The 24,315-nt window shown below is 70.5% G+C and carries 26 protein-coding genes; 14 read left to right on the plus strand and 12 right to left on the minus strand.

Annotated elements, in window-relative coordinates; genetic code table 11:
- Window positions 1–58 precede the first annotated feature (58 nt).
- From AB5J73_RS04325 to AB5J73_RS04345, 5 genes are all read left to right on the plus strand, one after another.
- A complete protein-coding gene (locus AB5J73_RS04325) occupies window positions 59–853 on the plus strand; it encodes an SDR family NAD(P)-dependent oxidoreductase (RefSeq protein WP_370968368.1) in 795 nt (264 codons plus the stop codon).
- A gap of 102 nt (window positions 854–955) precedes the next feature.
- Window positions 956–2,251, plus strand: coding sequence for an acyl-CoA dehydrogenase family protein (locus AB5J73_RS04330; RefSeq protein WP_370972922.1), 1,296 nt, complete (start codon window positions 956–958; stop codon window positions 2,249–2,251).
- A gap of 15 nt (window positions 2,252–2,266) precedes the next feature.
- Window positions 2,267–3,472 carry an acyl-CoA dehydrogenase family protein gene (locus AB5J73_RS04335; protein WP_370968370.1) on the plus strand — a complete coding sequence of 402 codons (1,206 nt, stop codon included), beginning with the start codon at window positions 2,267–2,269 and terminating at the stop codon, window positions 3,470–3,472.
- A gap of 47 nt (window positions 3,473–3,519) precedes the next feature.
- Window positions 3,520–3,753 (plus strand): hypothetical protein, encoded by a 234-nt coding sequence (locus AB5J73_RS04340; protein ID WP_370968372.1) that lies wholly within the window; start codon window positions 3,520–3,522, stop codon window positions 3,751–3,753.
- A gap of 3 nt (window positions 3,754–3,756) precedes the next feature.
- Window positions 3,757–4,629 (plus strand): N-acetylmuramoyl-L-alanine amidase, encoded by an 873-nt coding sequence (locus tag AB5J73_RS04345; RefSeq protein WP_370968374.1) that lies wholly within the window; start codon window positions 3,757–3,759, stop codon window positions 4,627–4,629.
- Here the strand turns inward: AB5J73_RS04345 and AB5J73_RS04350 are convergent.
- The 3 genes from AB5J73_RS04350 to AB5J73_RS04360 form a co-directional block, all read right to left on the minus strand.
- On the minus strand, window positions 4,618–5,685 hold the full coding sequence (locus tag AB5J73_RS04350) for an alpha/beta fold hydrolase (RefSeq protein WP_370968376.1): 1,068 nt from the start codon (window positions 5,683–5,685) through the stop codon (window positions 4,618–4,620). The two genes, AB5J73_RS04345 and AB5J73_RS04350, sit on opposite strands and share 12 nt — an antisense overlap.
- Window positions 5,686–5,796: 111 nt before the next feature.
- A complete protein-coding gene (locus AB5J73_RS04355; RefSeq protein WP_370968378.1) occupies window positions 5,797–6,642 on the minus strand; it encodes an SDR family oxidoreductase in 846 nt (281 codons plus the stop codon).
- 59 nt (window positions 6,643–6,701) lie between these two features.
- Entirely contained in the window at window positions 6,702–7,214 is a 513-nt protein-coding gene (locus tag AB5J73_RS04360) for a GNAT family N-acetyltransferase (protein ID WP_370968380.1), read from the minus strand.
- A 159-nt stretch (window positions 7,215–7,373) separates the two neighbouring features.
- Here AB5J73_RS04360 and AB5J73_RS04365 point away from each other — a divergent pair, with 159 nt between their 5' ends.
- From AB5J73_RS04365 to AB5J73_RS04375, 3 genes are read left to right on the plus strand one after another with little or no spacing between them, the layout of a single operon-like run.
- Window positions 7,374–7,895: a YbaB/EbfC family nucleoid-associated protein gene (locus AB5J73_RS04365; RefSeq protein ID WP_370972925.1), complete on the plus strand. Its 522-nt coding sequence runs from the start codon at window positions 7,374–7,376 to the stop codon at window positions 7,893–7,895.
- A gap of 15 nt (window positions 7,896–7,910) precedes the next feature.
- Complete coding sequence (locus tag AB5J73_RS04370; RefSeq protein WP_370968382.1) at window positions 7,911–8,246, plus strand: hypothetical protein; 336 nt, start codon at window positions 7,911–7,913, stop codon at window positions 8,244–8,246.
- Complete coding sequence (locus AB5J73_RS04375) at window positions 8,243–9,583, plus strand: hypothetical protein (RefSeq protein ID WP_370968384.1); 1,341 nt, start codon at window positions 8,243–8,245, stop codon at window positions 9,581–9,583. The genes AB5J73_RS04370 and AB5J73_RS04375 overlap by 4 nt, the downstream gene beginning before the upstream one ends.
- 1 nt (window position 9,584) lies before the next feature.
- Here the strand turns inward: AB5J73_RS04375 and AB5J73_RS04380 are convergent, their stop codons facing one another.
- The 4 genes from AB5J73_RS04380 to AB5J73_RS04395 form a co-directional block, all read right to left on the minus strand.
- Window positions 9,585–10,739 (minus strand): acyl-CoA dehydrogenase family protein, encoded by a 1,155-nt coding sequence (locus AB5J73_RS04380; RefSeq protein WP_370968386.1) that lies wholly within the window; start codon window positions 10,737–10,739, stop codon window positions 9,585–9,587.
- Window positions 10,736–12,721 carry an acetyl-CoA carboxylase biotin carboxylase subunit gene (locus tag AB5J73_RS04385; protein WP_370968388.1) on the minus strand — a complete coding sequence of 662 codons (1,986 nt, stop codon included), beginning with the start codon at window positions 12,719–12,721 and terminating at the stop codon, window positions 10,736–10,738. The genes AB5J73_RS04380 and AB5J73_RS04385 overlap by 4 nt, the downstream gene beginning before the upstream one ends.
- A 2-nt stretch (window positions 12,722–12,723) precedes the next feature.
- Complete coding sequence (locus AB5J73_RS04390; protein ID WP_370968390.1) at window positions 12,724–14,337, minus strand: carboxyl transferase domain-containing protein; 1,614 nt, start codon at window positions 14,335–14,337, stop codon at window positions 12,724–12,726.
- 145 nt (window positions 14,338–14,482) lie between these two features.
- Window positions 14,483–15,253, minus strand: a complete 771-nt coding sequence (locus tag AB5J73_RS04395) for an SGNH/GDSL hydrolase family protein (protein ID WP_370968392.1) — start codon at window positions 15,251–15,253, stop codon at window positions 14,483–14,485.
- A 196-nt stretch (window positions 15,254–15,449) separates the two neighbouring features.
- Here AB5J73_RS04395 and AB5J73_RS04400 point away from each other — a divergent pair, with 196 nt between their 5' ends.
- Window positions 15,450–16,040, plus strand: coding sequence for a TetR/AcrR family transcriptional regulator (locus tag AB5J73_RS04400; protein WP_370968394.1), 591 nt, complete (start codon window positions 15,450–15,452; stop codon window positions 16,038–16,040).
- A 46-nt stretch (window positions 16,041–16,086) separates the two neighbouring features.
- Window positions 16,087–16,587 (plus strand): hypothetical protein, encoded by a 501-nt coding sequence (locus AB5J73_RS04405; RefSeq protein WP_370968396.1) that lies wholly within the window; start codon window positions 16,087–16,089, stop codon window positions 16,585–16,587.
- Here the strand turns inward: AB5J73_RS04405 and AB5J73_RS04410 are convergent.
- Window positions 16,584–17,141, minus strand: coding sequence for a TetR/AcrR family transcriptional regulator (locus AB5J73_RS04410; protein ID WP_370968398.1), 558 nt, complete (start codon window positions 17,139–17,141; stop codon window positions 16,584–16,586). The two genes, AB5J73_RS04405 and AB5J73_RS04410, sit on opposite strands and share 4 nt — an antisense overlap.
- Window positions 17,142–17,223: 82 nt before the next feature.
- Between AB5J73_RS04410 and AB5J73_RS04415 the strand changes: the two genes are divergently transcribed.
- Complete coding sequence (locus AB5J73_RS04415; protein ID WP_370968400.1) at window positions 17,224–17,961, plus strand: SDR family oxidoreductase; 738 nt, start codon at window positions 17,224–17,226, stop codon at window positions 17,959–17,961.
- A gap of 1 nt (window position 17,962) precedes the next feature.
- Here the strand turns inward: AB5J73_RS04415 and AB5J73_RS04420 are convergent, their stop codons facing one another.
- Window positions 17,963–18,589, minus strand: a complete 627-nt coding sequence (locus AB5J73_RS04420; RefSeq protein WP_370968402.1) for a TetR/AcrR family transcriptional regulator — start codon at window positions 18,587–18,589, stop codon at window positions 17,963–17,965.
- A 69-nt stretch (window positions 18,590–18,658) separates the two neighbouring features.
- Between AB5J73_RS04420 and AB5J73_RS04425 the strand changes: the two genes are divergently transcribed.
- Both AB5J73_RS04425 and AB5J73_RS04430 read left to right on the plus strand, forming a co-directional pair.
- Window positions 18,659–19,537: a diiron oxygenase gene (locus AB5J73_RS04425; RefSeq protein ID WP_370968404.1), complete on the plus strand. Its 879-nt coding sequence runs from the start codon at window positions 18,659–18,661 to the stop codon at window positions 19,535–19,537.
- Window positions 19,538–19,552: 15 nt separating this feature from the next.
- On the plus strand, window positions 19,553–19,810 hold the full coding sequence (locus AB5J73_RS04430) for a hypothetical protein (protein ID WP_370968406.1): 258 nt from the start codon (window positions 19,553–19,555) through the stop codon (window positions 19,808–19,810).
- On the opposite strand, the gene AB5J73_RS04435 is transcribed toward AB5J73_RS04430, so the two are convergent.
- Both AB5J73_RS04435 and AB5J73_RS04440 read right to left on the minus strand, forming a co-directional pair.
- Window positions 19,761–20,879 carry a homoserine O-acetyltransferase gene (locus tag AB5J73_RS04435; RefSeq protein WP_370968408.1) on the minus strand — a complete coding sequence of 373 codons (1,119 nt, stop codon included), beginning with the start codon at window positions 20,877–20,879 and terminating at the stop codon, window positions 19,761–19,763. The genes AB5J73_RS04430 and AB5J73_RS04435 overlap by 50 nt on opposite strands.
- A complete protein-coding gene (locus AB5J73_RS04440) occupies window positions 20,876–22,186 on the minus strand; it encodes a bifunctional o-acetylhomoserine/o-acetylserine sulfhydrylase (protein ID WP_370968410.1) in 1,311 nt (436 codons plus the stop codon). The genes AB5J73_RS04435 and AB5J73_RS04440 overlap by 4 nt, the downstream gene beginning before the upstream one ends.
- A 170-nt stretch (window positions 22,187–22,356) precedes the next feature.
- Here AB5J73_RS04440 and rdmE point away from each other — a divergent pair, with 170 nt between their 5' ends.
- Entirely contained in the window at window positions 22,357–23,889 is a 1,533-nt protein-coding gene (rdmE, locus tag AB5J73_RS04445) for an aklavinone 12-hydroxylase RdmE (protein WP_370968412.1), read from the plus strand.
- Here the strand turns inward: rdmE and AB5J73_RS04450 are convergent.
- Complete coding sequence (locus AB5J73_RS04450; RefSeq protein WP_370968414.1) at window positions 23,886–24,269, minus strand: VOC family protein; 384 nt, start codon at window positions 24,267–24,269, stop codon at window positions 23,886–23,888. The genes rdmE and AB5J73_RS04450 overlap by 4 nt on opposite strands.
- Between the last annotated feature and the right edge of the window lie 46 nt (window positions 24,270–24,315).

Genomic DNA, 24,315 nt, shown 5'->3' on the forward strand with positions numbered 1-24,315 from the left:
CGATCCCCCGATCGGCGCGCTCTGCCGCGCCCCTGTCCGGACAACGACGCTGAACGCCATGACCACGTACCTGATCACCGGGGCCGGCAGTGGCCTCGGCGCCATCGCCGCCCGCGAGCTCGCCGCCCGGGGCGGCCGCGTCGTCCTCGCCGTCCGCGACCCCGCCCGCGTCACGCCGCCGCCGGGTGACACCGAGGTCCGGCGCCTCGACCTCGCCGACCTGGCGTCGGTGCGGGAGTTCGCCGGCGGCTGGTCCGGCGCCCTCGACGTCCTGATCAACAACGCGGGCGTGATGGCCGTGCCGTACGCGAAGACCGCGGACGGCTTCGAGACGCACATGGGCGTCAACCACTTCGGCCCGTTCCTGCTGACGAACCTGCTCCTGCCACACCTCACCGGCCGGGTCGTCACCGTCTCGTCCAACCTCGCGCGGATGGGACGGCTCCGTCTCGACGACCTGAACTGGGCGCACCGCCGCTACTCCGCGCTGGGCGCGTACAACCAGTCGAAGCTGGCGAACCTGCTGTTCACGCAGGAGCTGCAGCGCCGGCTGACCGAGTCCGGGAGCGCCGTCCGGGCCGTCGTCGCCCACCCCGGCGTCGCACGCACCGGGATCGACCGGCACTTCGGGGGCGTGCAGGCCATCGCGTTGAAGGCGCTCTACCCGCTGATCACCCAGAAGAGGCCCGAGTACGGCGCGCTGCCGATACTGTTCGCCGCGACCGAGGACGTCCCCGGCAACGCCTACGTCGGGCCGGGCGGGCGCAACGGCGAGCAGCCTCGCCTCGTACAGCGTAAGGCGCACGCCGGCGCGCGGGAGCTGTGGGAGATGTCGACCCGTCTTACGTCGTAAGGTCAACCCTGCACTGGCGCGGCGCAGCATCCCGGGTTAACCTACTGGCGAGTAGGTAACGGGATGGAGGGCCACATGGCTGCGCCAAGGAAACGGGACGCGATGGGCTGGGGCCTGTCCGCGCTGACCCGGCTGGCCGGGAGCAAGGTCGTCGACCGAGCGGGGCTGCGCAAGCCGCTCGAGGACCTGGTCACCGCGGGGACTCGCAACGGCTTCCGCGTCGCCGGCGCGGCGACCCGGTCGTTCAAGTCGGTGCAGAAGCTGGGCAAGCCCGCCCGGCTCGCACCGTCCGCCGACACGGGGCTGTTCGACCTCACGCCGAGCGAGGACCAGCAGCTCATCGTCGAGACGGTGACGGAGTTCGCCGCCGAGCAGCTGCGGCCGGCCGCCGCGGACGCCGACGCCAAGCTCGAGGCGCCCGAGGGCCTGCTGAGCCGGGCCGCCGAGCTGGGCATCAGCCTGGTCGGCATCCCCGAGGAGCTCGGCGGCGTCGGCACCGAGCGCTCGGTCGTGACCAACGCGCTCGTCGCGGAAGCACTGGCGCACGGCGACCTGGGCCTGGCCGTCGCCGTGCTCGCGCCGTCCGCGGTCAGCACCGCGCTGGTCAGCTGGGGTGACGAGCAGCAGCAGGCGGACTACCTGCCCGCGTTCGTCGGCGAGAACGTCCCCGCCGCGGCGCTGGCGCTGCAGGAGCAGAAAGCGCTCTATGACCCGTTCAAGCCCGCGACGAAGGCGCGCCGCACGCCGAAGGGCTACCAGCTCGACGGGGTGAAGTCGCTGGTCCCGCGCGCGGCGCAGGCGGAGCTGTTCATCGTGTCGGCCGACCTCGAAGGCCGCGGCCCGGCGCTGTTCCTGGTCGAGTCGTCGAACGCCGGGGTGACCATCGAGGCCGAGCCGGCGATGGGCCTGCGCGGCGCCGCGACCGGCAAGCTGCACCTCGATCACGTCAACCTGCCCGCGGGCGCGCTGCTCGGCGGCGGCAAGCTCGACGTCTTCACCGACCTCGTCCGGCTTTCGCGGCTGGGCTGGGCGGCGCTGGCCGCCGGCACCGCGAAGGCCGTCCTCGACTACGTCGTCCCCTACGTCAACGAGCGGGTGGCGTTCGGCGAGCCGATCAGCCACCGGCAGGCGGTGGCGTTCTCGGTCGCCGACATCGCGATCGAGCTGGAGGGCCTGCGCCTGGTCACGCTGCGCGCCGCGGCCCGCGCCGAGCAGGGCAAGCCGTACGCGCGGGAAGTCGCGCTGGCCCGGAAGCTGGCCGTGGACAAGGGCATGCAGATCGGCAACGCGGGGGTGCAGCTGCTCGGCGGGCACGGCTTCGTCAAGGAGCACCCGGTCGAGCGCTGGTACCGCGACCTGCGCGCCATCGGCGTCATGGAAGGCGCCGTCCTTCTTTAGAAAGGGCTTTGACTCATGATCAACCTGGAAGCTCCCAAGAAGGCCGGCGCGCTGATCAACCAGGCGTACCAGGCCGCGGCCGAGGTGTTCCGGCCGATCTCGCGCAAGTACGACCGCGCGGAGCACACGTACCCCGCCGAGCTGGACATGTTCGCGGCGCTGCTGGACGGCCTCAACTCCTCCGGCGAGGGCGGCGCGGGCGCGGCGGGCGTCCGCCGTTCCGGCTCCGACAAGGAGGAGAAGGGGAACCGCAACGGCGCCAACCTGAACGTGGTCCTCGGCACGATCGAGATGTGCTGGGGCGACGTCGGGCTGCTGCTCTCGATGCCCCGCCAGGGCCTCGGCAACGCGGCTATCGGCTCGGTGGCGACCGACGAACAGCTGGAGCGCTTCTCCGGCATGTGGGCGGCGATGGCGATCACCGAACCGTCGTTCGGCTCGGACTCGGCCGCGGTCAGCACGACGGCCCGCCTCGACGGCGACCACTACGTCCTGAACGGCGAGAAGATCTTCGTGACGTCGGGCGAGCGCGCGGACGCCGTGGTGGTGTGGGCGACGCTGGACAAGTCCAAGGGCCGCGCGGCGATCAAGTCGTTCGTGGTGGAGAAGGGCACACCGGGCTTCGAGGTGGTGCGCGTCGAGCACAAGCTCGGCATCCGCGCCTCCGACACGGCGGTGCTGCGCTTCGAAAACTGCCGCGTCCCGGCGGAAAACCTGCTGGGCACGCCGGAAATCGACACGGCCAAGGGCTTCGCGGGCGTCATGCAGACGTTCGACAACACCCGCCCCCTGGTGGCGGCGATGGCGATCGGCGTGGCCCGGGCGGCGCTGGAGGAGACGCGCGAGATCCTGACCGCGGCCGGCGTCACCATCGACTACGACCGGCCGGCGAACACGCAGCACGCGGCGGCGGCGGAATTCCTCCGCCTGGAAGCGGATTACGAGTCGGCTTACCTGCTGACGCTGGAATCCGCGTGGATGGCGGACAACCGGAAGCCGAACTCGCTGCAGGCATCGATGGCGAAGGCGAAAGCCGGGCGTTCGGTGGTGGAGATCGCGCTGAAGTGCGTCGAACTGACCGGTGCCTACGGCGAAGAGTCTTTGCTCGAAAAGTGGGCTCGGGACGCCAAGATCCTGGACATTTTCGAGGGGACGCAGCAGATCCAGCAGCTGATCGTGGCTCGGCGCGTCTTGGGCAAGTCTTCCGCCGAACTGAAGTAGGTCGCGGGCGGCCGGTCTCCGGTACCCTGGGGTGCCGGAGGCCGATCGTGACCGAACACATCGAGACCACGCTCCTCGCCGGTGCCGTCGTGCACGGGCCCGGGGATGACACCCCGATCAAGTCACCGCAGGAATGGGACGCCGAAGGCTGGGACGCCGATCGGCAGAGCCCGAAGAACCTCGGCGAAGCCCGCGCCGCGCTCGCCGAGCGGATCGCGGATCCGCACGCGCCCGACACCGAAGCCGAATCCGGCGCCTACGACGACGTGCCGGAGGGCTGAGCGGTGTACGTTCCCTGGCTCGTCGACGCCGCTCGCAGCACCGGTTATCCCGTGGTCGAGGTGCCCGGGTGGCAAACCCGGGGGCACGGCGGCATGCGCGTCGTCGAAGGGGTGGTCGGGCACCACACCGCCACCGCCGATTCCGCGCCCGGGGACTACCCCTCGCTCGACATCGTCACCCGCGGGCGCGCCGACCTCGCCGGGCCGTTGTGCAACCTCGGGCTCGGGCGCAGCGGGACGATCTACGTCGTCGCCGCCGGGTGCGCCTACCACGCCGGTGCGTCGCGGTGGCTCGGGTTCCTCGACGTCAACGACGAATTCCTCGGCATCGAAGCGGAGTCCGCCGGTGCCGGTGGCTGGACGGACGCGCAGCGGGACGCCTACCCGAAGCTCGTCGCCGCGCTGCTGCGGTACATGTCGCGCGGGGTCGAGCGCTACGCCGGCCACCGGGACGTCTGCCTGCCCGTCGGCCGCAAGATCGATCCCGTCGGCATCGACACCGGGTGGCTGCGCGAGCGCGCCGCCAATCCCGCCGGCGCCGGCGTGCTCGGCGCGGAAGTCGAAATCCTCGAACGCATCACCGTCACACCGCCCGACGACGGGGAGCACACCGTGCGCGTCTTCCTGTCCGGCAGCGTGGGCGCGGCGATCGTCGTCCGGCCGCGGCTGGGCGGCGACGGCTCGGCGAAACCCTTGTGGGTACCGGCCATCTTCGCGTGGGGATCGGACCGCGCGGGGATCGGGCACAACCCCGGTGAAGTGCCGGGGTACGACGCGAAGCTGACTTCGCATCGGCGCTATGGCGTGCCGGGCGCGGTGTGGGCGGACGTGCGCTACAGCGCGGCCGAGCCGTTCGAGATCGACCTAGTCGGCTGAGGCGGCGGCCTGGTCGTCGAGGAACTCGTCCAGGTAGCGCCACGTCGTGCCGCGGGCCTTGCGGCCGGTCAGGACGCCGAGGTGGCCGCCCGGCGCGGTCTTGAAGCGGACCTCCGGGGCCTTGTCCAGCAGTTCCACCACCCGCTCCACCGACGGCCGCGGCGCGATCGTGTCGTTCTCGCCCGCCACCACCAGCGTCGGCACGCGCACCGCCGAGAGCGAGATGATGCGCCCGTTGAGGTCCACCTTGCCCTCGGCCAGGTCGTTCGTGCGGAACAACCGGTGGTACAGCTGGCCGAACGTGCGCCCGGGGTAGGCGTACATGTTGCTCATGAAGTGGTCGACCGCCTCGATCTGCGCGAGGTAGTCGCGGTCGTCGAGGTTCTTCAGGATCGCGATCGGCTTCGTGATCTCCTTGCTGATGCCCGTCGCGCGGAACACGCGGCTGACCAAATAGGACGGTGCGCCGCCGAACGCGCGGTAGATCGGCGTCAACAGGTGGCCGTTCGTCAGGTCGACCAGCGGGCGGAACGGCGCCACGATCGGGATCGCCGTGAAGTCCACCGGTGAGCCGATCGCGGTGATCGACGCGATCGGGAGGTCCGGCTGGTCCGCGTTCACCAGCAGCGAGAAGATGCCGCCGAGGGACCACGACACCAGGTGGACGTCCTGGCCGCCCGAATCCTGGCTGACCTTGCGGATCGCGCGCGGCAGGACCTCGTCGATCCAGTGCTCGATGCCCAGGCGCCGGTCGGAGAACGCGACCATGCCGTAGTCGACGAGGTAGGCGTTTCGGCCGCCCTCGACCAGGTGCTCGATGAGGCTGCAGCCGCGGCGCAGGTCGAAGCAGATGGCCGGCGCGGCCAGCGGCGGCACTAGCAGGATCGGCGGCCCGGACACGGGGCGGCTGCTGTGCGTCATCCGGTACAGCGAGCGGTTGGGGCCTTGGTCGACCAGCACCCGCGGCATCGGGCGCAGGTCGGCGACACCGCCGTGCAGCACCTTGCCGACCACGTTCGACGCCGCGGCGGCGAGCCGTGCGGGCGGTGAAACCATTTCGAAAGCCTCCTGCGACGTCCCCGGGCACTTCCGGTCAATCTTGCCCGGTCAGCCCGGTGGACTCAACACCGCCCACGTCCAAATCGGACAGTCGCTAGGCCGTCCGAGTTACTCCTGGGACGCTCCGGGCGCGCTTTCCGCCGCCCGCGCCTCGTACTCCGCGCGAGCCGGGGAATGGGCCGCTGAAGCCAAAAGCTGGTCCGCTTTCAACGCACGGGCGAGTGCTTCGCCTGCCCGCCGCGGGAGCAGCCGGGTGAGCTTGCCCATAGTTCCCACGGACCGGGGCACGAAGACCTCGAAACGAGGCTTGCGCAGCGTGGATACGATGGCGTCGGCCACATCTTCCGGACGCGAAGACTTGAACAGCTTCGCCTCGCCGAGGCCACTCGCGAGCTCGGTCCGGACGATCGCCGGCATCACGCACGAGATGTGCACGCCGGATCCGTGCAGCTCCAGGTGCACCGCCTCGGACAGCCCGACGACGGCGTGCTTCGTCGCGCAGTACGTCGCCGCGCCCGGGAATCCGGCCTTGCCCGCGAAGGAAGCGACGTTGACGATGTGCCCGGACCGCCGCGGCCGCATCCGCTTCATCGCTTCGCGGGTGCCGTGGATGACGGCGTGCAGGTTGATCTCCAGCTGACGCCGGGTCGTCGCGTCGCTCTCTTCCTCGAGGTGCGCCAGCGGCATGATCCCGGCGTTGTTGACCAGCACGTCGATGCGGCCGTGGCGGCGCTCGACCTCGTCGAGGAACTCGGTGAAGCCGCGGATGTCGGTGACGTCCAGCGGCAGCGCTTCGGCGTCCAGCTCGCCGGCGGTTTTCTCGGCCCTGACCTGGTCGAGGTCGCCGATCACCACCTTCGCGCCCAGGCGGGACAGCGCCGACGCGGTCGCCGCGCCGATCCCCTGCCCGCCGCCGGTGATGACGACGACCTTGCCCGCGAGCTCCTCGGCCATGGCGACTCCTTCGTCTGTTGGCGCAGTGTCAACAGTGTCACCCCTGGCCCGCGATCGCGCTACCCCACGCGTTGCTCCAGGACCTGCCCGACCCACTCCTCGACGTTGAACCGCACGGTCGGCTTGAAGCCCTGGCTCTCGTAGTAACGCTGTAAGGCACCGTCGCCGCCGGCCCAGCAGTCGACGCGCACGAGGTCGATGCCGCGCCGCCGCGCCTCGTCGAGCGCGTACTCGACGAGCCGCCCGCCGACACGCCGCCCGGTGAACCGCCGCGACGTGATCAGCAGCCGGACGTACAGTTCACGCTCGTTAACCGCCGGCACGTGCGGGTCGTGCTCCTCCGACACGATCAGCGCGCCGGCCGGTTCGCCGTCGACCACCGCGATGCGCAGCCCCGGGTCGGCGGCCATGCCCTTGACGCGTTCGACGCGCTTCGGGACGCGGCTCCACGGCTCGGCGCCCCACTGCTTCGAGCTGCCCCGCGCGACCAGCCATTCGACGGCTTCGTCGAAGAAGCCCAGCAAGGTGTCGACGTCCCCGGGATCGCCCGATCGGATGACGGTGTTGTCCATGCCCCTGTTTACCGCACACCGGGTACGCACGGGCCGACTTCGGCGATCCACACCGCGTTCAGCCGGTGGCTCGGTTCGCGTCATCCGAGCTTCAAAGAGCGCTGATTGACTTCGTCCGTTCCCCACCTCTCTCGCGACGAGGACGAATTGACTCAGTCAGTGCCCCCGGGCGATCCGTTGGCCGCGTTCACCGTCGAACTCGAGGAAATCCGGGCAAAAGCCGCAGCAGCCCAGGAAACGCTCCGGTCCGCCTCTGCCAGCGTGCAGTCGCCGGACGGGGCGGTCTCGGTGACCGTCGGCCCGAGCGGCGTGCTGCAGGACCTCCGGTTCGGCCCCCGCGCCTACGAACGGCCCCCGCAAGCCCTGTCCGGCCTGGTGCTTCAGCTGATCGGCAAGGCGCAGCAGAAGGTCTCGGCCCAAGTCGCCGACGCGTTCAGCGGCATGGTCGGCGAGAGCTCCGCCGCCCGCGAACTGCTGGACGAGTTCCTGCCCGCCCCCGAACCGGAGGCGGGACCGCCCCCGGGCAAGAGCGACGTGTTCATGCCGGAGCAGGAGGCCGAGGAGCGCCCGCCGCGGCCCCCGCACCGCCCGCCGCCCCCGCCGCCGCAACAGCAAGGTCCGCCGCGCCGCCGTCCCCGGCCCGCGCCGGACGAGGACGACGGCGAAAGCAACCCCTGGTAGTACGGAGGAGAACCGGTGGTTACCGGAGAAGGTTTCTCGGTCGACCCGGCCGAGCTGCAGAAGTTCAGCCAGTTCCTGTCGGGCACCACGCAGCCTGCGGTGCAGGAAGCCGCGAACCGGATGCAGGCCGCCAACGGGTTCGACAACGCCGCGTTCGGCATCCTGCTCGCCCAGGTCCTCGCCGTGCCCTCGCGGGTCACGATGGCGGTGATCACCGGGGAGATCAACAACCTCGTCGGCGACATCGGCAAGTCCGCCGACGACGTCAAGAAGGCCGCCGAGACGTACGCGACCCACGACACGAACACGGCGCAGGGTTTGAGCACCTTCGAAACGGAGCTGGGCAAGTGACCGTCCCCATCACGGCGTCGAACTCCACGACCGGCGCCGGCGTCTTCGACAGCTGGAAGCAGGTCGGCGACTCGATCGGCAAGGTCCAGACCGAGCACGGCGGCGACCTCGCGGCCGTCAGCGTCGAGCTGGGCATCAACGTCATCAGCGCCGTGCTCGACACCGTCGCCTTCGCCATGGACCCGCTGGCCAAGCTGATCGCGGCGGGCCTGGGCTGGCTGATCGAGCACGTCTCGTTCCTGAAGTGGCCGCTCGACCAGGTCGCGGGCAACCCTTCCGAGGTCACGAAGGTCGCCAACGAGCTGCACAAGATCGGCGAGTCGCTGCGCAACACCGGCACCGAGCTGGACGAGACGCTCAAGTCGACGATCACCCAGTGGCAGGGCAAGGGCTACGACAGCTTCCTGAAGTCGATCAACGACCGGAAGGGCTGGATCGACGCGAACGCCAAGGCGGCCGACGTCGCCGGCTACATGGTCGAGACCACCGGCGCCCTGATCGGCGCGGTCCGGTCGCTGCTGCGCGACATCATCACGACGATCCTCGGCGACATCATCTCCACGATGCTGATCGCGCTCGCGCTCGCCATCCCCACGTTCGGCGCGTCGATCGCCGTCGGGGTGACCAAGTGCGTCGCGACGGTCTCGGTGCAGGTGGCGGCGATGATGGCGAAGCTCGCCAAGGTCGTCGCCTACGCGGGGCGCACGCTGGCCCGGCTCACCGGCCTGTCGAAGCTGGTCAAGGGGAAGCCGGGCTCCTCCTCGAGCGCGGGCCACGAAATGACGCCGGTGCCGCCGCCGGGCACCGCGATCACCCACAACGGCCCGCCCACCACCGGCGGCGCCACGCCGAGCACCCGGCCCCCGGGCGACGGCACGACCCCGAACTTCTCGCGGCCGCTACCCCCACCGGGCACGGCGGTCACGCACGACAACCCTGGTGGTGGCGCCACCCCGAGCACCCGGCCTCCCGGCGACGGCACCACGCCCAACTTCTCGCGGCCGCTGCCGAAGCCACCGGAGCCGCCGAAACCGACGCCGCCGAAGTCGCACCTGAGCGACCACGACATCTCGACCATCAAGAAGCACGAGGACTGGCTGAAGACGAAGTTCGGCGACAGCTACAAGAAGATGAAGTTCGTCGACGACTGGCTGAAGGCCAAGCACCCGGACTACTACCCGATGCTGAAGGCCCTCTCCGACGCCAAGAGCTCGAAGAACTTCGTGGGCTGGGCGGGCAAGGACATCGTGCAGGTCGACCGCGGCCTGACCGACATCCAGATGCAGGCGGAAGCGGCCTGGGCCGAGGAAGACAAGCAACAGCAACAGCAGCAGTGAGTCAGGCGACGCCGAGGTGCCGGGAGATCAGCATCTTCTGCACCTCGCTCGTCCCCTCACCGATCTCCAGGATCTTGGCGTCGCGGTAGAAGCGGCTGACCGGGAATTCGTTCATGAAGCCGTAGCCGCCGAAGATCTGGGTCGCGTCGCGCGCATTGTCCATCGCCGCGTTCGACGCGACCAGCTTCGCGATCGACGCTTCCTTCTTGAACGGCTCACCCCGCAACATCTTCGACGCCGCCTGGTAGTACGCCAGCCGGGCCGTGTGCGTGCGGACCTCCATGTCGGCGATCTTGAACTGGATCGCCTGGTACTCCCCGATCCGCCGACCGAACGCGACCCGGTCCTTCACGTACTTCAGGCACTCGTCAACGCAGCCCTGCGCCAACCCCACCGACAACGCGGCGATCGCGACCCGGCCCTCGTCCAAAATGGACAGGAACTGCGCGTACCCGCGGCCCCGCGTGCCGACCAGGTTCTCGACCGGGACTCGGACGTCCGAAAAAGACAGCTCGTGCGTGTCCGAGCAGTTCCAGCCGACCTTCGAGTACTTCGGCGCGACGTCGAAGCCCGGCGTGCCCGACGGGACGATGATCGCCGAGATCTCCTTGCGGCCGTTCTCCATCACGTCCGTCACCGCGGTGACCGTGACCAAGCGCGTGATGTCCGTACCGGAGTTCGTGATGAACGCCTTGCTGCCGTTGATGACCCACTCGTCACCGTCCATCGTGGCGCGCGTGCGGGTGGCGCCCGCGTCCGAGCCGCCGCCCGGCTCGGTCAGGCCGAAGCCGCCCAGCGCCGTGCCCGCACAGAGCGAAGGGAGCCACTTCTCTTTCTGCTCCTGCGTCCCGAACCGGAAGATCGGCATCGCGCCGAGGGAAACCCCGGCCTCCAGGGTGATCGCCACCGACGAATCGACCCGGGCCAGCTCCTCCAACGCCAGGCACAACGCGAAGTAGTCCCCACCCATCCCGCCGAACTCCTCCGGGAACGGCAGGCCGAACAGGCCCATCTCGGCCATCTTCGCGACGATCGCGTACGGGAACTCTTCCTTCTCGTACAGCTCACCGATCACCGGCGCGACCTCGGCGTGCGCGAAGTCCTCGACGGTCTTGCGGAGGGCCTCGTACTCCTCGTCCAGGCGGAAGTCGATCACTGCTGCTCCTCTTGGGGCGTGACTACGGCAAGGGTTTCGTCCAGCGCGACCTGTTGGCCGGCCCGGACGGGGAGTTCGCTGACCACGCCGTCGACCGGCGCGGTGACCGTGTGCTCCATCTTCATCGCTTCGACGACCAGCAGCGGCGTCCCGGCCTTCACGACGTCGCCCGCGGCGACCTTCACGACGAGCACGGTGCCCGGCATCGGGCTGGTGACCGGCCCCGCTCCGGCCGCTTCGCCGCGCGAAGACAACACGAACTCCTGCTCCCCGAACGGGAAGCTCAGGCCGTCGCGGGCCAGCCAGACGGTCCGGTCGGGCGCGCAGGCGTGGCGGTAGCGGTGGAAGCCGCCGGCGTGCCGGACCTCCAGGACGTCGCCGTCGCGCCGGGCCGAGACCTCGACCGGCTCGGCGTCGTCGACGAACACCGTCGCCGCGCCCGGCGTGCCCTGCACCCGGACCACCGCGCGGGCGGCGCCGGACTTCAGCCGGAACGTCACCCCGCCGGAGCCGCCCATCCGCCAGCCGTCCGGCACGTCCCACGGATCCACAATGGACCCCGACGGCTGCAGTTCCAGGAACCGGTCCAAGGCGGCCGCGACGAAGAACTCCGCGGGTACGTCCGAAGAGACCAGCTCGGCCAGCCGCCGGTCGACCAGCTCGGTGTCGAGCTTGCCCGCGCGGACGTCGGCGTCCGCCAGCAGCCCGCGCAGGAACGCCGTGTTCGTGCCGACGCCCAGCAACGCCGTGTCCGCCAGCGCCAGGTCGAGCCGGTGCAGCGCCGCCGCGCGGTCCGGGCCCCAGGCGATGACCTTGGCCAGCATCGGGTCGTAGTTCGAGCCGATCACCGCGCCGCGCGTCATCCACGAGTCGACGCGCACGCCGTCGCCGGACGGCTCGTGCACCGCCAGCACCGTGCCGCCGGTCGGGATGAACCCGCGCGCCGGGTCTTCGGCGTACACGCGCGCCTCGACGGCGTGTCCGTTGAGGACGACGTCCTCCTGCGCGACGGTCAGGTGTTCGCCCGCCGCGACCCGGACCTGCCACTCGACCAGGTCGAGGCCGGTGACCAGCTCGGTGACCGGGTGCTCGACCTGCAGCCGGGTGTTCATCTCCATGAAGAAGAACTCGTCCGGGTTGTGCGCCGACATGATGAACTCGACCGTGCCGGCCCCGACGTACCCCACCGACCGTGCGGCTTCGGCCGCCGCCGAGCCCATCTTTTCGCGGGTCGCGGGATCCAGCAGCACCGACGGCGCTTCCTCGATGATCTTCTGGTGCCGCCGCTGCAGGCTGCACTCGCGCTCGCCGAGGTGGATGACGTTGCCGTGCTTGTCGGCCATGACCTGGATCTCGATGTGCCGCGGCGTGGTGACGAACCGCTCCATCAACAGGGTGTCGTCGCCGAAGGAACCCTTGGCCTCGCGCCGCGCCGACTCGATGGCGGCGTCCAGTTCGGACTCCTCGTGGACCAGCCGCATGCCCTTCCCGCCACCCCCGGCGGACGGCTTGAGCAACAGCGGGTAGCCGACCTTCGCGGCGGCCTCCGCGAAGCCCCCCTCGGGGATGTCCACATCGGACGCGCCGGGCACGACCGGCACGCCGGCCTTCGACACCGTCGCCTTGGCGCGGATCTTGTCGCCCATGGCGTCGATCGCCTCGACCGGCGGGCCGATGAACACCAGCCCGGCGGCCTCGCAGGCCCGCGCGAACTCGGCGTTCTCCGCCAGGAAGCCGTAGCCCGGGTGCACGGCCTGCGCACCCGTCGACACCGCGGCGGCCACGATGGCCGGGATGGACAGGTAGCTCTTCGAAGCCTCGGCCGGGCCGATTCGGACGGCGGTGTGCGCCTCGCGGACGTGCCGGGCTTCGGCGTCCGCGTCGCTGTACACGGCGATCGCGCGGATACCGAGGTCCCGCAGCGTGCGGATGACCCGGACCGCGATCTCGCCCCGGTTCGCGACCAACACTGAGTCGAACATCATCACATCCGGAAGACGCCGTAGTTGACATCGGAAAGGGGCGCGTTGGCCGCGGTCGAGAGCGCGAGACCGAGCACCGTGCGGGTGTCCGCCGGGTCGATGACGCCGTCGTCCCACAGCCGCGCGGTGGAGTAGTACGGGCTGCCCTGGGCTTCGTACTGCTCGCGGATCGGGTCCTTGAACGCTTCCTCGTCCTCGGCGGACCACTCGCCGCCGCGGGCCTCGATCGAGTCGCGGCGGACCGTCGAGAGCACCGACGCCGCCTGCTCGCCGCCCATCACCGAGATCCGCGCGTTCGGCCACATCCACAGGAACCGCGGCGAGTACGCCCGGCCGCACATCGAGTAGTTGCCGGCGCCGAATGACCCGCCGATAACGACCGTTAACTTCGGCACCCGCGCGCAGGCCACCGCGGTGACCATCTTCGCGCCGTGCTTGGCGATGCCGCCCGCTTCGTACGCGCGCCCGACCATGAACCCGGTGATGTTCTGCAGGAACAGCAGCGGGATCGAGCGCTTGTCGCACAGCTCGATGAAGTGCGCGCCCTTCATCGCGGACTCGGCGAACAGCACGCCGTTGTTCGCGACGATGCCCACCGGGTGACCGTGGATCCGGGCGAACCCGGTGACCAGCGTCGAGCCGTACTCCTTCTTGAACTCGCCGAACCGGCTGCCGTCGACGATCCGCGCGATCACCTCCCTTACGTCGTAAGGGGTGCGCGGGTCGGTCGGGACGACGCCGTACAGCTCCGCGGGATCGACCGCCGGAGCTTCGGTCGGCAGCACGTCCCACGGGCGCGGCGTGCGCGGGCCCAGCGTGGACACGATGGAGCGGACGATCCGCAGCGCGTGCGCGTCGTCGTCGGCCAGGTGGTCGGTGACGCCGGACTGGCGCGCGTGGACGTCGCCGCCGCCGAGCTCTTCGGCCGTGACGACCTCGCCGGTCGCGGCCTTCACCAGCGGCGGGCCGCCGAGGAAGATCGTGCCCTGGTTCCGGACGATCACGGCCTCGTCGCTCATCGCCGGGACGTACGCGCCGCCGGCGGTGCAGGAGCCGAGCACCGCGGCGATCTGCGGGATGCCGCGCGCGGACATCGTCGCCTGGTTGTAGAAGATCCGGCCGAAGTGCTCACGATCCGGGAAGACTTCGTCCTGCCTCGGCAGGAACGCGCCGCCGGAGTCCACCAGGTAGACGCACGGCAGGTTGTTGTGGAGGGCGACCTCCTGGGCGCGCAGGTGCTTCTTCACCGTCATCGGGTAGTACGTGCCGCCCTTGACGGTGGCGTCGTTGGCGACGACCACGCACTCGCGCCCCGAGACGCGCCCGACCCCGGTGATGATCCCGGCGGACGGCGCCTCATCGTCGTACAGTCCGTTCGCGGCCAGCGGCGACAGTTCCAGGAACGGCGACCCCGGGTCCAGCAGCGTGTCGACGCGGTCGCGCGGAAGCAGCTTGCCGCGTTCGACGTGCCGGGTGCGCGCCTTCTCCGGCCCGCCCAGCCGGGCGCTCCCCAAACGTTTGCGGAGGTCCTCGACCAGCTCCGCGTGTGACGTCGCGTTGCGGGCGTAGGCCTCGCTGTCCGGGGCAGCAGACGTCCCCAGTACCGGCGTGTCCATGAGCTCCCTCGAAGTTAGCAGGCGTTAACCTCCGCTCCGATGTTAGCGACCGCTAACGTGGGTGTCCAGTCGCCGGAATGCCGTGAAGGCCACCTTCCGGAAGTTGCACTTCCGGAAGGTGGCCTTCACGAACCAGCAGGGAAGATCAGCCGATCGCAGCGCGCAGCGGCGTGTAGTAGCCGCCGGACTGCCCGGCCACCGTCGGGTGGTAGGACTCGATCACCGGCCAGGTCAGGCTGTGCAGGTAGTCGTCGGCCGACGAGCAGATGTTGTGCCCGACGAACGCCGACCGGACGTCGACGAAGGTCGCGCCCGCCGAAGCCGCCCGCGACTGGATCACCGACGCCAGGGTGTCGGCGCCGGAGTTGATCGCCGAGCGCTTGGTGTCGCTCAGCCCGACCCAGCAGGAGCCGGGCACGGTGTAGAAGCGCGGGTAGGACAGGACGACGAGCTTCGCGCCCGGCGCCTTGGCCTTGATCGCGTTGTAGGTGTTGGTCAGCAGCGGCGGCAGCGTGTTGTTCACGTAGGTCTTCGCCGTGTTGACGCGGTTGGTGCAGTCGGAGTCGCTGCCGAGGGTGCAGGTCTGGATCACGTCGCTGAAGCCGGCGTCGTTGCCGCCCACGGTGACGGTGACCAGGGTCGCGTTGGACGGGATGGAGTTCGCCTGGCTGATCACGTCGCCGGTCTTGGCGCCGGAGCAGGCCAGGAAGGTGAGGGAGGTGCCGCTGTGGGCGTTGGTCCACAGCTGCGGGTACGCGTTCGAGCTGCGGTAACAGCTCCCGGAACTGCCGTAGCTGCCGGCTCCGACCCCCGAGGAGTAGGAGTCGCCGACCGCGGCGTACACGGTCCCGGCGGCTTGGGCGAGGCCCGTCACACCGAGAGAAGCAAGGACGACGGCCCCCAGGGCCGTGCTCAACCGTAGAAGGGATCGCCGTAATTTACGGGTGGGAACAGCCATGGGTCACTCCTTTGTGACAGGGCCAGCCCGAATAGGACAGCAGGTGGAAGCCCCACAAGGAACCCCTAGTTACCCGTAGGTAACCCACTCGGCCCACGTCGGAAGGATGGAACGGGTGTTAGCGGTCGCTAACTTCGGGCCTTAATATGGCCAGATGCCGGCCAACTCCACGCCGCTCGTGAACGGCGAGAAGGCGAACAGACGCGAACAGATCATGTCGGCGGCCGCCGAGCTGTTCGCCCACCACGGCTTCCACGGCGTCGGCATCGACGACATCGGAGCCGCGGTCGGCATCTCCGGCCCGGCGCTCTACCGGCACTTCCGCAGCAAGGACGCGATCCTCGGCGAGATGCTGAACTCGATCAGCCGCTACCTGCTCGACGGCGGCACGAGGTGGGCGGCCCGGCCCGGCACGCCGGACGACACGCTGGCCGGCCTCGTGGCGTTCCACGTCGGCTTCGCGCTCAACCACCCGGCGTTGATCACCGTTCAGGAGCGCAACCTCGCGAACCTCACCGACGCCGACCGCAAGCAGGTGCGCGCGCTGCAGCGCCAGTACGTCGAAGTGTGGGTCCGCGCGATCCGCGAAGCCGTGCCGGAACTGGGAGAACGGCAGGCGCGGTCGGCGGCACACGCCGTGTTCGGATTGATCAACTCGACCCCGTACAACCGCCATCTCGGTGACGGCGAACTCGCCGAACTGCTTTCCCGGCTCGCACTGGGTGCGCTCCGCGCGGTGGGATGACCGTCCCGGATCAAGGTATCCCCACAACCGGCGCGGCTGGTGTTTGATGGGGCACGTGGAAGCGGACTGGAACGAGCAGGAGCTCGTCGAAAAGGCTCAGCGCGCGCTGACGGCGTTGAGCCTCGGAGACGACGCCGAAGCCCTCGTCGAGGTCGCGCCGACGGGCGCCGAGCCGCAGGCCCGCGCGGACGAGACCAAGGCACTGATGCTGCTGCTGTTCGGCGAGTGCAGCGCGATGGTCGCCACCCTCGGCGACGGCGGCAGCGCGCCCGTCAAGGTCCAAGTCTTCGACGAGGACGGCGAAGAGGTCTCGATCGACCAGGCCGACCCGCCGGTGCGGACCGCGGTGCGGACGCTGCTCGCGGAGGTACACGGCAACACCGAGGCGGCGCAGGAGCAGGTGGAGATCGCGCTGGCCAACGCGGCCCCGGACGAGGTCGACAGCCTGGTGCTGCAGGCTCTGCGCTGGACGATCCGGCTGTCGGTGGAGTGCCTGGACCGCGACCTGCCGGTGGCCCCCTGGATCTCGGAAGCGGTCTCGGACTAAGCGCGCAGGCCGTCGACGATCACCGCCACGATCCGGGGTGCCCGCTCGTCCCACTCGGCTTCCGGGATCCGGGAAAGCGCGCCGAGGAGCAGGATGACGTCGGCGGCGTCGACCCCGGCGCGGATCTCCCCCGCGGCCTTTCCCCGGTCCAGCAGCGTTTCGAGCGCTTCGTCGAGCCGGTGGTGCTGGCCGGAGTAGAGGTCCTGCCACGCCGGTACCTCGATCGCCGCCATCACGCCGCGCTTGACGCGCACGTACTCGACCAGCCGCTCCAGCCAGCGGGCCAGCGCGTCGAGCGGGGAATGCTCCGCCAGCAGGGGCGCCACCGTTTCGACGAGCTGGGTCAGTTCGGCCCGGTAGACCTCCGCCAGCAGGTGCTCGCGCGTCGGGAAGTGCCGGTAGAGCGTGCCCTGCCCGACGCCCGCGGCCTTGGCGACCCGGTGCAGCTTCAGGTCGTCGGCCGCGCCGTTGGACTCGCTCAGTTCCGCCCGCGCGACCTCGACGATCCGGTCGCGGTTGGCGACGGCGTCCGAACGGCGCTCACGACCGGCCACGGCACTCTCCTCGCTTAAGTGGACAAGTGTCCGGTACAGTCGAAGATAACCGGACAGTTGTCAGCTTAGTGGAGGCAGCACGATGAACGGACTGGACAAGGTCGTCGCGATCACCGGCGCGAGCAGCGGGATCGGCGAAGCGACCGCGCGGGAACTCGCCGGCCGCGGGGCGGCGGTGGTGCTCGGCGCCCGGCGCACCGACCGGCTGGAAGCGCTCGCGCACAAGATCCGCGACGACGGCGGCCGCGCGGAAGTGCTGGACGTCGACGTGACGCGGCGCGTCGATCTCGAGCGGCTCGTGGCCCTCGCCGTCGACCGCTTCGGGCGTCTCGACGTCCTGGTCGGCAACGCCGGCGTCGCCCGGATCGCGCCGGTGGGCGACCTCGACGTCGACAGCTGGGACGCGATGATCGACGTCAACCTCCGCGGCGTCCTGCACGGCATCGCCGCCGCGCTCCCGGTGTTCCGCGCGCAGGGCCGCGGCCACTTCGTCACGACCGTCTCGACGTCGGGACTGAAGATCGTCCCGACCCAAGCCGTCTACGCGGGGACCAAGAACGCCGTCCGGACGCTCCTGGAGGCACTGCGCCAGGAGTCCACCGACGGCGTCCTGCGCACGACGTCGATCTCACCGGGGTACGTGCGCACCGAACTCGTCGACCACGTCGAGGATCCCGCGCAACGCGAGCAGGCCCAGCAGGCGATGGCGACGCTCGGCATCAGCCCGGACGCCGTCGCGCGGGCGATCGCGTTCGCCATCGAGCAGCCCGACGACGTCGAGATCGGCGACCTCACCATCCGGCCCACCCGGCAGGGCTGAGTCAGGGGCGCAGCGAGCGGACGATCGGGGCCAGGTACAGCTCCGCGAGCCGGCGGCGCTGCCCGTCGTCGTCGACCGGGAGCACCGTGTCCGGCGTCAGCACCAGCGACACGACGATGCGGATCAGCAGCTCGGCCATCCCGTCGATGTCCTCGGCAGGCAGGCTGAGCCGCCCGGCGGCGATCTCCGCGTGGAAGTGCGCCGCGATCCGGGCGCGCGCGGCCGCGAACAGCCCGCCGGCCTGGACCGTCAGGTGCGGCAGGATCAGCTCCGGCTCCGTGCGCAGCAGGCGGTTGAGCAGCCGGTGGCCGCGCAGGTACCCCAGGGAGAAGCTCAACCCCTCGATGAGCTTCTCCTCCGGGGTGGCCTGCGCCTCGACGACGGCGTCGACCTTCGTCAAGAACCGCTTCATCTCCCGCAGGATCAGCGCGCCCAGCAGCTGGTCCTTCTTCGGGAAGTACCGGTAGATCGTCACCCGCGACAGGCCGACGCGGCGCGCGACGTCGTCGACGGTGAACCGGCGCAGCCCGAAGTCCTCGGCCTGGGTGAGCGCCGCGCCCATGATCCGTTCCGCGGTCTCGTCACCGGGGAGGTCGGCTTCGAGGGCGTGCTTCAGGAGATCGCGCATGCGCCGACTTTACATCTTGACGGAGATTGTTTCATGCGTTCTAGTGTTACACGACACAGGGAGGCACGCATGGGTGAGCGCGAAGCCACCGCCGAACGGCTGCTCCGCTCGAGCGCCCGGCTCTCCTACGACCCGGACGTCGACGTCCACTGGGACGCACCGCTGAACGAGGACCAGTTCTTCATCCCCGAGAAGCTCGTTTCGCTGTACGGCACGCCGGTGTGGGACACGCTGAGCCGCGAGCAGCGGATCGAGCTGTCGCGCCAGGAACTGGTGAACACCGTCAGCGTCGGGATCTGGTTCGAGCTCATCCTCATGCAGATGCTGCTGCGCGCGTCCTACCACCAGGACCCGACGACCCGGCACGTGCACTACGCGCTGACCGAGGTCGCCGACGAATGCCGGCACTCCACGATGTTCGCCCGGCTGATCGAGCACGTCGACGGGCGGCCGTACCGCAACAACCGCTGGCTGCAGCGGTCCGCGCAGGCGCTCCCGGCGATCCTGCACGGGCCCGCGATGTGGGTGGCGACGCTGATCGGGGAAGAGATCTTCGACGCGCTGCAGCGCGAGCACCTCGACGACGAGTCGGTGCAGCCGGTGGTGCGCGCGGTGATGCGGATCCACGTGACGGAGGAGGCCCGGCACGTCCGGTACGCGCGCGACGACCTGGTCCGTTCGCTGGCCGAAGCCCCGTGGTGGCGCAAGGAGTTCGCCAGGGTGGTGGTCGCGGTGGGCGCACTGCTGATGTCCCGGCTGCTGTCGCGCCCGCGGCAGTACCTGCGCGCCGGGATCGACCCCGGCGCCGCGGTGGCCGCCGCGCGGACGAGCCCGCACCGGCGGGAGACGCTGGCCTTCGGGGCCCGGAAGCTCGTCCGGTTCCTGAAGGAGAACGACCTGATCGGCGGCCCGAGCGCGGTGCTGTGGCGCCGTGCCGGGATGCTCTAGACGAAGGGGAAAGGCATGGCGCTCAAGGATCTGCTCGCCGCCGGCACCGGCCGGCTCGCCGACCGCATCACCACCGCGGGCGACGAAGCGGGCGACCGCGCGGACGACGTCGCCTGGCGGGTGGCGAAGCTGTCGGACCGTGCCGCGGAACGGCTCGGCGACTACGCGGCCCAGACGTCGCGGCGGGTCGCGAACACGCTGGTGCGCTGGGGAGAGCGCGTGGCTAGCCCAGAAGCGCCTTCGCCAAGGACGCGATCTGGCCGGACTCGATGAGGAACGAGTCGTGGCCGTACGGTGAGGAAACCACCGACGGCTCCGCGGTTCCCGGGATCCCGGCGGCGATTTCCGCCGACTGGTAGAGCGGGTAGAGCCGGTCGCTGTCGACGCCGCCGATCACCGCGCGAGCCGTCACCCGGCCCAGCGCCGCCGCCACGCCGCCACGGTCGCGGCCGACGTCGTGGGTGTTCATCGACTCCGTCAGCACCAGGTAGCTGTTCGCGTCGAAGCGGCGCACCAGCTTGTCGGCGTGGTGGTCCAAATAGGACTCGACGGCGAACCGCCCGCCGCGCAACGGGTCCTCGTCGCCCTGGTACGACCGGCCGAAGCGCTGGGCCAGTTCCGGTTCGCTGCGGTAGGTGACGTGCGCGATCCGCCGGGCGATGCCGAGGCCGGCCGCGGGACCCGAAGGCGCCGAGTAGTAGTCGCCGCCGTGGAAGAACGGGTCGCTGCGGATCGCGTGCAGCTGCGGGGCCGCCCACGAGATCTGCTCGGCCGACGCCCGCGCGGTGGAGGCCAGCACCAGCACCGAAGCCACGCGCGCGGGCAGCGAAACCGCCCACTCCAGCGCGCGCATCCCGCCCATGGAGCCGCCGACGACGGCCGCCCAGCGGTCGATGCCGAGGTGGTCGGCCAGCACCGCCTCGGAAGCGACCTGGTCCCGCACGGTCACGACCGGGAACCGGCTGCCCCACGGCTGCCCGTCCGGCGCGGGTGACGACGGGCCGGTCGATCCCTGGCAGCCGCCCAGCACGTTCGGGACCACGACGAAGTATTCGTCGGTGTCCAAGGCCTTGCCGGGCCCGATGAGCGCGTCCCACCAGCCCGCGTTGGGGTGACCGGGTTCGAGGGGACCGGCCGCGTGGCTGTCGCCGGTCAGCGCGTGCTCGACGAGGATCGCGTTGGACCCGCTGGAGTTCAGCGTCCCCCACGTCTCGTATGCGAGCGTGAACGACGGCAGCACGCCACCGGCCTCGAGCGCGAGCGCGCCGGGACCGGTGACGAACTGACGGCGGCCCGGCGGATCACCGATCCGCCAGGCCCCGGTGACGGGACCACCCGTCACAGTTCCGCCTTGGCCGCCCGGAATCCGGCCTCCAGGTCGGCCTTGAGGTCTTCGAGCCCCTCCAGCCCGACGGCGAGCCGGACCAGGCCGGGCGTGACACCGCTGGAGAGCTGCTCCGCCGGGCTCAGCTGGCTGTGGGTGGTCGACGCCGGGTGCACGATCAGGCTGCGGACGTCGCCGATGTTCACCAGCTGGCTGTGCAGTTCGGTGCCGTCGACGAACTTGCGGCCCGCCTCGACGCCGCCGCGCAGGTCGAACGACAGGACCGCGCCCGCGCCGCGCGGCAGGTACTTCTGCGCCGCGGAGTAGAACGGGCTGGACGGCAGGCCGGCGTAGTACACCTTTTCGACCTCGTCGCGCTGCTCCAGCCATTCGGCCAGCGCCTGCGCGTTCGAGACGTGCCGCTCGAGGCGCAGCGACAGCGTCTCGATGCCCTGCAGGATCAGGAAGCTGTTCAACGGCGAGATCGCCGCGCCGGTGTCGCGCAGGATCTGGACGCGCGCCTTGGCCGCGTACGCCCCCGGGCCGAGCGCCTCCCAGTACTTGAGGCCGTGGTAGCTCGGGTCGGGCTCGGTGAAGCCCGGGAACTTCGCCGGGTCCTTGCCGAAGTCGAACGTGCCGCCGTCGACCAGGACGCCGGCCACCGTGGTGCCGTGCCCGCCGAGGTACTTCGTCGCGGAGTGCACGACGACGTCGGCGCCGTGCTCGATCGGGCGCACCAGGTACGGCGTCGGCACCGTGTTGTCGACGACGAGCGGGACCCCGGCCTCGTGCGCGACGTCGGCGACGCCCCGGATGTCGAGGACGTTGCTGCCCGGGTTGGCCAGCGTCTCGGCGAAGAACAGCTTCGTGTTCGGCCGGACGGCGGCGCGCCACTGCTCCAGGTCGTCCTGGTCGTCGATGAAGGTGACCTCGACGCCGAGCTTCGGCAGCGTGTAGTGGAAGAGGTTGTAGGTGCCGCCGTAGAGCGACGGGCTCGAAACGAAGTGGTCGCCCGCGCCCGCGAGGTTGAGGATCGCCGCCGTGGTCGCGGCCGAGCCGGACGCGAACGCCAGCGCCGCGACGCCGCCCTCGAGCGCCGCGAGCCGCTGCTCCAGGACGTCCTGGGTCGGGTTCATGATCCGCGTGTAGATGTTGCCGGGCTCGGCGAGGCTGAACAGGTCGGCGCCGTGCTGGCTGTCGCGGAAGACGTACGACGTCGTCTGGTAGATCGGGGTCGCCCGCGCACCCGTCGCCGGGTCCGGCGCGGCGCCCGCGTGGATCTGCTTGGTCTCGAAGGACCACGCCGAGGTGTCGTCCGCGCTCATCGGTTTCTCCTTGCGGCTCAAGGGCTTCATGGGGCTGCCAGGCCGAAGCTACTTGGGCCGAACGGAGCACCCAACCGTTCCCACGTCCTGGGAGTACCACGGACTTGGCAAACTAATCTCTCTCTAGCTAAGATACTTTTGCAGAGAGATTCACGGACATGGAGGTAGTCATGACGGAGCGGGTGCAGGTGCTGGTCGTGGGGGCCGGGCTCGGCGGGCTGTCGGCGTCGTTGTTCCTCGCGCAGGCCGGAGTGGACGTGCTGACCGTCGAACGGCACGCCGGGACGTCGGTCCACTCGCGGGCCGCCGGGCAGAACTGGCGCACGATGGAGCTGTTCCACTGGGCGGGCATCGACCGCGAAGTGCTGGCGGTGAGCCCGCGCGCGTCGCAGGGGCTGCGGATCACCGTCGCGACCAGCCTGGCCGGCCGCGTGCTGCACCGGCTCGCCGAGGACGGCAGCGAGTTCGACGTCTCGGCCTCGACCACGCTGCCCGCCGGCATGGCCGGGCAGGACGTCGTCGAGCCGATCCTGCTGGCGCACGCGGAGAAGGCGGGCGCGCGGGTCCGCTTCCGCACCGAACTCGTCGAGCCGGCGCCGGACGACGACGGCGTCACCGCCACGCTGCGGCACCGCGATTCGGGCGAGGAGACGACGGTGCGCGCGGACTACGTCGTCGCGGCCGACGGCGGCCGCAGCGGCGTCCGGGCCCGGCTCGGCATCGGCACCACCGGGATGGACGCGCTGAGCCACTGCCTCGGCGTGGTGTTCGACGCCGACCTCCGCGACCGCGTCCAAGCCGGCGTGACCGACCTGTTCTACCTGCAGCACCCCGAGTTCACCGCCGGGCTGGTCAACACCGACGTGCCGGACCGGTACGTCTTCGCGCCGGACTACTTCCCGGAGAAGGGCGAGAGCCCGGCGGACTTCACCCCCGAGCGGCTGGTCGCGATGATCCGCAGCGCCACCGACCTGCCGGACCTCGACCCGGAGATCGTCTGGACCGGGTCGTGGGAGGTCGCCGCGCGGCTGGCCGACCGGTTCCGCGAAGGGCGGGTCTTCCTGGTCGGCGACGCGGCGAAGGTGACGCCGCCGACCGGCGGGATGGGCGGCAACACGGCGGTGGGCGACGCCGCGGACATCGCGTGGAAGCTCGCCGCGGTGCTGCGCGGCGAAGCGGGTCCGGGGCTGCTCGACACCTACGAAGCCGAGCGCAGGCCGATCGCGCGGATGGTCGTCGACACCTCGCTGCACAACATGAAGCAGCGCATGCACCCCGGCCTCGACGTCTCCGGGATCACGCCGGCGGAGGACCCGCTGGGCATCGTGCTCGGCTTCCGCTACCGCTCGACGGCCGTCCTTTCCGAGGAGCCCGACGACGGCGCGCGGGTCGAGGCCGCGCTCGCCCCGACCGGGCGGCCCGGGTTCCGGGCGCCCGGCCTGGCGTCCACTTTGGACCTGCTGGGCCGGTCGTGGGTGCTGCTCTGCGCGGGTGACGGTTCGGCGTGGCGCCCGGCCGCGGCGGCCGCCGGCATCGATTGCCACGTCGTCGAGGACGACCTGTTCGCTGCGCGCTACGGCCTTTCGGCAGGCGGCGCTTCCCTCGTCCGCCCGGACGGCATCGTGGCGTGGCGCGCCCCGGACCCCGTCGACGACCCGGCGAGCGAGCTGCGGCGTGTGCTGACGGCGGTTCTCTCGCGTTAGTCGCGCTGCTGCAGCGCGAAGCGGTTCCCTTCGGAGTCGGTGAACATCGACCACCAGCCCCACGGCTGCTTCTCCGGCTTCGCGGGGAATTCCACGCCTTTCGCCGAAAGCTCCTCGTACGTCGCCTGGACGTCGTCGGCGTAGAAGAAGAAGTTCGACGTCGGGAGCTGGTCACCATCCTGGCGGCGATGGCTGTCGGGTTCCTCGCCGAGCACGAGGATCGTCCCGTCCGGGGCGGTCACCTCGACCCAGCGGCGGCCCTGGTCGTCGTAGGGCACGTCGGTCGTCACCGCGAAACCGGCCACTTCGGACCAGAACCGCTTCGCGCGCGCCTGGTCTTCGACCCCGACGACGACTTTGCCGACACCTCGAATGGGCATGACCTCACCTCTCTATATCCACCGTGGATATAACCACGGCGGAGTG

The sequence above is a fragment of the Amycolatopsis sp. cg9 genome (assembly GCF_041346945.1).
Lineage (GTDB): Bacteria > Actinomycetota > Actinomycetes > Mycobacteriales > Pseudonocardiaceae > Amycolatopsis.